Here is a 5,272-nt window from a genome sequence, read left to right as displayed (position 1 = left end):
ACGGCCATGACGGCGTCCCAGACGTCCGGTTCCATCTTGGCGAAGCTCCTGTCCCGCAGGATGCCGGCGTTGTTGATCAGGATGTCCACGGTGCCGAAGGCGTCCAGGGCGGTCTGGATGATGTTGGCGCCCCCTTCGACGGTGGCAACGCTGTCATAGTTGGCCACGGCCTGGCCGCCCATTGCTTTGATCGCTTCCACCACCCGGTCCGCCGGCGAACGGTCACCGCCGCCGGCGCCGTTGCGGGCACCGCCGAGGTCGTTGACCACCACCTTCGCCCCCCGGCTGGCCAGATCCAGGGCATAGACCCGTCCCAGCCCGCCGCCGGCACCGGTGACCACGGCCACCCGGCCGTCGAAGCGGATTTCATCCCTGGGAATGTCGCCATATTCGAATTGACCGTTGTCCATGACAACCTGGCCGTTCTCGGCATTGATGGTGCGCCAGACCGCCTTGCCGTCGACGGTCTTCCAGATCAGCGTCTTGATGGGAACGCCCGGATAGAGCGGTTTTGAAAAACGGCAGGTCAGCCGGCGCACCCGTTCGGGGCGGCCCGGCACCAGGGCGGCGATCAGGGCCCGGCAGGCGAACCCGTGGGTGCACAGCCCGTGCATGATGGGCTTGTCGAATCCGGACATCCTGGCGAATTCCGGATCCACGTGAAGGTAAAAGATGTCTCCGGAAAGCCGGTAGAGCAGGGGCTGATCCGCGCAAGGGGTTGCATCCACAACGAAATCGGGTTCCCGGTCGGGAAATTCCACGGGGACCTTCTGGCGGTCTCTCCCGCCGAAGCCGCCGTCCAGGCGCCCGAAGATGGTGACGATGTTGGTGAACAACTTTTTCCCGCGGGTGTCGACGGTTTCGCTCTCGGCGACGATGAGGGCGCCTTTGTCGGCACCCTTGTCGTAGTAGTCTACAATTTTTCCGGTGGTGACCAGGGAGCCTTCAGGGGGGATGGGGTTGTGGAAGATCAATTCCTGCTCCCCGTGGAGAATGCCCGCCAGGTTCACCCCGGAGGCGATGGCCGCCTGTGAGAGGAAATCGAAGATCATGGCGATGGAAAAGCTGGGGATGACCTTCAGGTTTTTTTCGTAGCAGTAGTCCAGTTCGGAAAACCCCGCACCGACTCCCAGCGCATACAGGACTGCGTCCTTCCAGGTGTAGTCCCGCTGCATGGGGCCGATGGGTTTACCGATGGCATCCATGTCAAGGGCCATGATGGTCCCTCCTTGTCTGCTTGGGTGAGTTGGCCAGCCACGGCCGCAGGGGCCGCCATTCCCTTGGTTCAGGCTGCATTGAACCCAAATTCGCCGAACAGCCGCCGGGCGGCTGCCAATATCCTGGCCGTGTTGGCGTTCGGATGCTGGCTTGTTTTTTCAAAGGCTGGAGGCATGGGGCGGTTTTACCCGGGGGCGGCTTAAAAACCGTCTGGATGATTCCAATTTATGCTTCCATCGGTCGATGGATAATCCAGCAAGCGGTCAGGGCCTGTCAACGGTTTTTTTTGCAGGCCTACCCACAGCGAAATGCTGGCGTGCCGATGGGACAGGCTGAACCGCCAAGCGGAAAACCAAGCCTGTTGGCGAATCGCTTTACTTTTTTAACAAGGGTCTTATAATGCGGCCACCCCAATAGATACAAGGAGCGATTCATGATCGACGACATCGAAGTTCCCAGTGAACAGATGGGTTCATTCAAACGCGTCCTGAGGCGGATTCCCGTAGATCTGAAAAAGGATGAGGCGCTGATTAAGACGGTTGTGGACTATCTGCAGCTGGGGGGCGAGAAACTGGCCCGCCAGGCGGTCGAAGCCGCCAAACAAACCTATGAACTGGAAGTGGCCCAAAGAAGGAAAAAGGCCCGGGAGGATGCGCTGGTTCGTGCCGCCGAGGCGCGTCTGGCTGAAACCGATGAAGAAACCGCGAAAAGCGGTGATGACTTCGATGAAGACGAGGCAGATGATGATATGAAGGATTTTTGATCCGCGGGATTGCATGCGGCATGGGGCCGTTTTGTTTTCGCCCTCGATCTTATCGGTATTGTCCCTGTTCCTGCCGTTGTGGCATTCGCCTGAAGCGCACCGGTGCTGCCTGCGGACGCCGCCGCAAACCACCCCAGGCGCCGGCATCCACTCAGGGTTGCGATGATAACGATTTTTTCACACCTCGACCAGGAGCAGGCCAATACCTTCAGCCTGGTCCTGAACGCGTCCGGTATTGGAAATCGGGTGATCGTTGACCAGGATGGATTGCGCATCGAAGTGCCTCCGATCCACATCGAAAGGGCCCGGGAGGTCATTCATCGCTATCAGGCCGAGAATCCGGACACCCGGGAGGATGTACCGGCCCCCCGCAGCAATCCCCCCCTTTCCAAAAACCTTTCCGGCATTGCCGCAGCCCTTCTGCTGCTGTCCATTCACCTGGCCGTTTTCGCCAGCACTGCGCCGGAGGACTATTTGGCTGTATTCGGGGCCAATGCGCGCCGCATTCTGAATGGCGAGGCATACCGCTGCGCCACGGCCCTCTTGCTGCATGCCGATGCCGCCCATCTCGCCGGAAACATGGCGGGCATGGCGATTTTCGGCGGCGCCGTATGCGTCGTCACCGGCACCGGTGTCGGATGGTTGATGATCCTGGCCTGCGGCATCCTCGGCAACCTGATGAATGCATGGGCCTATGCAACCGGACACCTGTCGGTTGGTGCTTCTACAGCCGTTTTTGGTGCCATTGGCAGCCTGTGTGCGTTTCAGGCGGTCGATGCCGCCAGGACCGGCAAGGGTTGGAAGCGAATGGTCCTGGTACTGGGTGCGGGTATGGCGCTGCTGGCCTTTCTGGGAACCAGCCCCCGGAGCGACCTGGGCGCCCACCTGTTCGGATTCCTCTGGGGCGTGCTGACCGGCGGTGCCTATCGGCTGTGGATGAAGCATCCGCCCGCAAGGAAAGCACAGGTGTTGTGCGGCGCCATCGCCGCAAGCGTACTCCTGTCAGCCTGGATCCGGGGGATGACGGGGTAGTCGGCGCGGTGAAGCATCCACGGGGCTTGGCGAATACCAGGCTACAGCGGGTAAGGCGTGAGGCTTTCAAAACCGGTTGCGGTGACCAGCAGGGTCTGTTCGAACTGGGCCGAGAGGGAGCCGTCCTTGGTGACCGCCGTCCATCCGTCGTCGAGGACAACCAGTTCTTTCCTGCCCAGGTTCACCATCGGTTCGATCGTGAACACCATGCCCGGCAACAGCCGCACCCCTGTACCCGGTCTGCCGTAATGGGGGATCTGCGGCGCTTCGTGAAATTCCACGCCAACGCCATGGCCCACAAACTCGCGCACCACCGAACAGCCCTGCCCCTCGGCGTAAGCCTGTATCGCATAGCCGATATCGCCGACGGTGCTGCCCGGCCTCACCGCCGCCATGCCTTCGGCCAGGCATCGCCGGGACACATCCACGATTTTTCGGCAGTCGGCACTGGGCGTGCCCACACAAAACGTTTTGCTGGCATCGGCATAATAGCCGTTCAGGATGGAAGTGACATCCACGTTGACGATATCGCCGTCCTTCAACGCGCGATCGCCTGGGATTCCGTGGCAGATCACTTCGTTGATGCTCACACACACGCTTTTGGGGAATCCCCGGTAATTCAACGGTGCGGGGATCGCGCCGCGCGCGACGGTGAAATCGTGAACGATGGTGTTGATTGCATCGGTGGTCGTGCCCGGCCGGATGTGTGGGGTCACCAGATCGAGTGTCTCTATGACCAGCTGGCCGGTGCGCCTTATGCCTTCGATCTGCTCGGGGGTTTTAATCCGGATGTGATGTTTTCCGGCGTATTGCAGATCCGTTGCCTGGGCTGAATCGGGTTTGTTGAGGCAGCAACGCTTGTATTTCTCCCCACTGCCGCAGGGGCAGAGGGCGTTTCGGCTGATTTTCCCGGGATCGCTTCTGTTTTTCACAATCGGTTTCCTGTGTTTTGGATGCCGGCACGGTGGTGTGCCTTCCCACAGGCTTAATAATCAGGGTGCGCGGGTTGCGTGTCAATAAAAAAAAGGCGGCCTGTTGGGCCGCCCTTTTTCGAGGAAGAGGAGAGGCGTCGCGTGCATGTTTGGTTTTGCACGCAAGTATCTTATCGGCAGCGGCCCTATTTCCTTTAGCTTTTTTTTCATGGCGCCTGCGGTTTGACTGTTTGAGAACGGTGGCGCTTGTGGTATGAACCGCGAAAGCGGTCAGTTGCCGCGAATTTTTCCTGGGGCGCGTTTTTCGCCGTCAACCAATTCAGATCGTGACAGGAGGCGGATGGGATGGTGGTTAATTCGGACAATGACTGGGATCAGCGCATCTTGTGCAGTGACGGCAACTGCATCGGAATTATTGGTGCCGACGGCCGCTGTAAGGTGTGCGGTCTGCCCTATGATGGAGAGCGGCCTTTGCCTGTGGCCGACCCCGCAACGGCCGATCAAGGCGCAGACGATTCACCCGATGATCAGCCGATCACAGCGGAAAGCAGCGGTGTGAATGCTGAATCGGGGGTTGAGGGCCAGGCCGCTGCGGATGCCCCGGAAAATGATGCTGTCTGGGAGGAACGGACCCTTTGCGTCGATGGAAACTGCATCGGGGTCGTGGGACCAGATGGACGCTGCAAGGCGTGCGGCAAACCCTACCCCGGCTGACAGCCATGCCACCCAACCAGACCATGGACCCCCTGCTCATTTAGCAGAGGCCTGAACCGCCAGAACGCGATTGCCTCGGAAAGCTGGTATCAAGGGGTCAGAAAACAGGGGAGTAAGGGGAAATTGATGCAACCTCGGGCCGGTTCAAAGTTGGGATTGCTCCCAGCGGTCGCCCCTTTTGCGTTCATACCCTTTCTTTCACACAGCAGGGGATTGGCAGACCCGCGGCAATGGGTATCAGTTGATCTTGTCGCGCAATTTCCCTGAACATTTAAATGTGACCACCCGGCGCTCATCCAGCATCATCTCATTGCCCGTGGCCGGGTTCCTGCCTTTGCGCTGTTTTTTTTCCTTGACGCAAAACTTTCCGAAACCACTGACCAGAACATTCTCCCCGGTCGACAGGGACGCTTTGATGATCTCAAGAAGGGTTTCAACTGTCTCGGTCGCTTTGATTTTGGTGAGTCCGGTTTGATCCTGAATGTTTTCTACAATTTGCGCTTTTGTCAGACTCATGCTGCTTGCTCCCTCTGAGTTTTTGTAACACATTCATAGTTCAGGTTGACTGGTGCTGCATTCGGAACCGGTGGTGGATCGCTTCCCGATCACCTGC

The 5,272-nt window shown here is 59.2% G+C and carries 6 protein-coding genes; 3 read left to right on the top strand and 3 right to left on the bottom strand.

All coding sequences use genetic code 11. The features are described from left to right. The coding region (locus tag R6V78_RS07260) for an SDR family NAD(P)-dependent oxidoreductase (RefSeq protein WP_410288671.1) at positions 1-1,217 on the bottom strand (1,217 nt) is incomplete at its 3' end. A 434-nt stretch (positions 1,218-1,651) separates the two neighbouring features. Between R6V78_RS07260 and R6V78_RS07255 the strand changes: the two genes are divergently transcribed. Together R6V78_RS07255 and R6V78_RS07250 are read left to right on the top strand one after the other, a co-directional pair. Further along, the gene (locus tag R6V78_RS07255; protein ID WP_410288670.1) at positions 1,652-1,981 is read left to right on the top strand and encodes a hypothetical protein; all 330 of its coding nucleotides are present in this window, start codon (positions 1,652-1,654) and stop codon (positions 1,979-1,981) included. 162 nt (positions 1,982-2,143) lie between these two features. Next, positions 2,144-3,013 (top strand): rhomboid family intramembrane serine protease, encoded by an 870-nt coding sequence (locus tag R6V78_RS07250; RefSeq protein ID WP_410288669.1) that lies wholly within the window; start codon positions 2,144-2,146, stop codon positions 3,011-3,013. A gap of 41 nt (positions 3,014-3,054) precedes the next feature. Here the strand turns inward: R6V78_RS07250 and map are convergent, their stop codons facing one another. After that, positions 3,055-3,945, bottom strand: a complete 891-nt coding sequence (map, locus tag R6V78_RS07245) for a type I methionyl aminopeptidase (RefSeq protein WP_410288668.1) — start codon at positions 3,943-3,945, stop codon at positions 3,055-3,057. A 345-nt stretch (positions 3,946-4,290) separates the two neighbouring features. Here map and R6V78_RS07240 point away from each other — a divergent pair, with 345 nt between their 5' ends. Beyond that, on the top strand, positions 4,291-4,659 hold the full coding sequence (locus R6V78_RS07240; RefSeq protein ID WP_410288667.1) for a hypothetical protein: 369 nt from the start codon (positions 4,291-4,293) through the stop codon (positions 4,657-4,659). A gap of 237 nt (positions 4,660-4,896) precedes the next feature. Here R6V78_RS07240 and R6V78_RS07235 read toward each other — a convergent pair whose 3' ends face one another. After that, positions 4,897-5,175 carry an integration host factor subunit alpha gene (locus tag R6V78_RS07235; RefSeq protein ID WP_410288666.1) on the bottom strand — a complete coding sequence of 93 codons (279 nt, stop codon included), beginning with the start codon at positions 5,173-5,175 and terminating at the stop codon, positions 4,897-4,899. Between the last annotated feature and the right edge of the window lie 97 nt (positions 5,176-5,272).

This window comes from Desulfosarcina sp. (genome assembly GCF_046496365.1).
GTDB lineage: Bacteria > Desulfobacterota > Desulfobacteria > Desulfobacterales > Desulfosarcinaceae > Desulfosarcina.
This window is presented reverse-complemented; position numbering and strand designations above follow the sequence as displayed.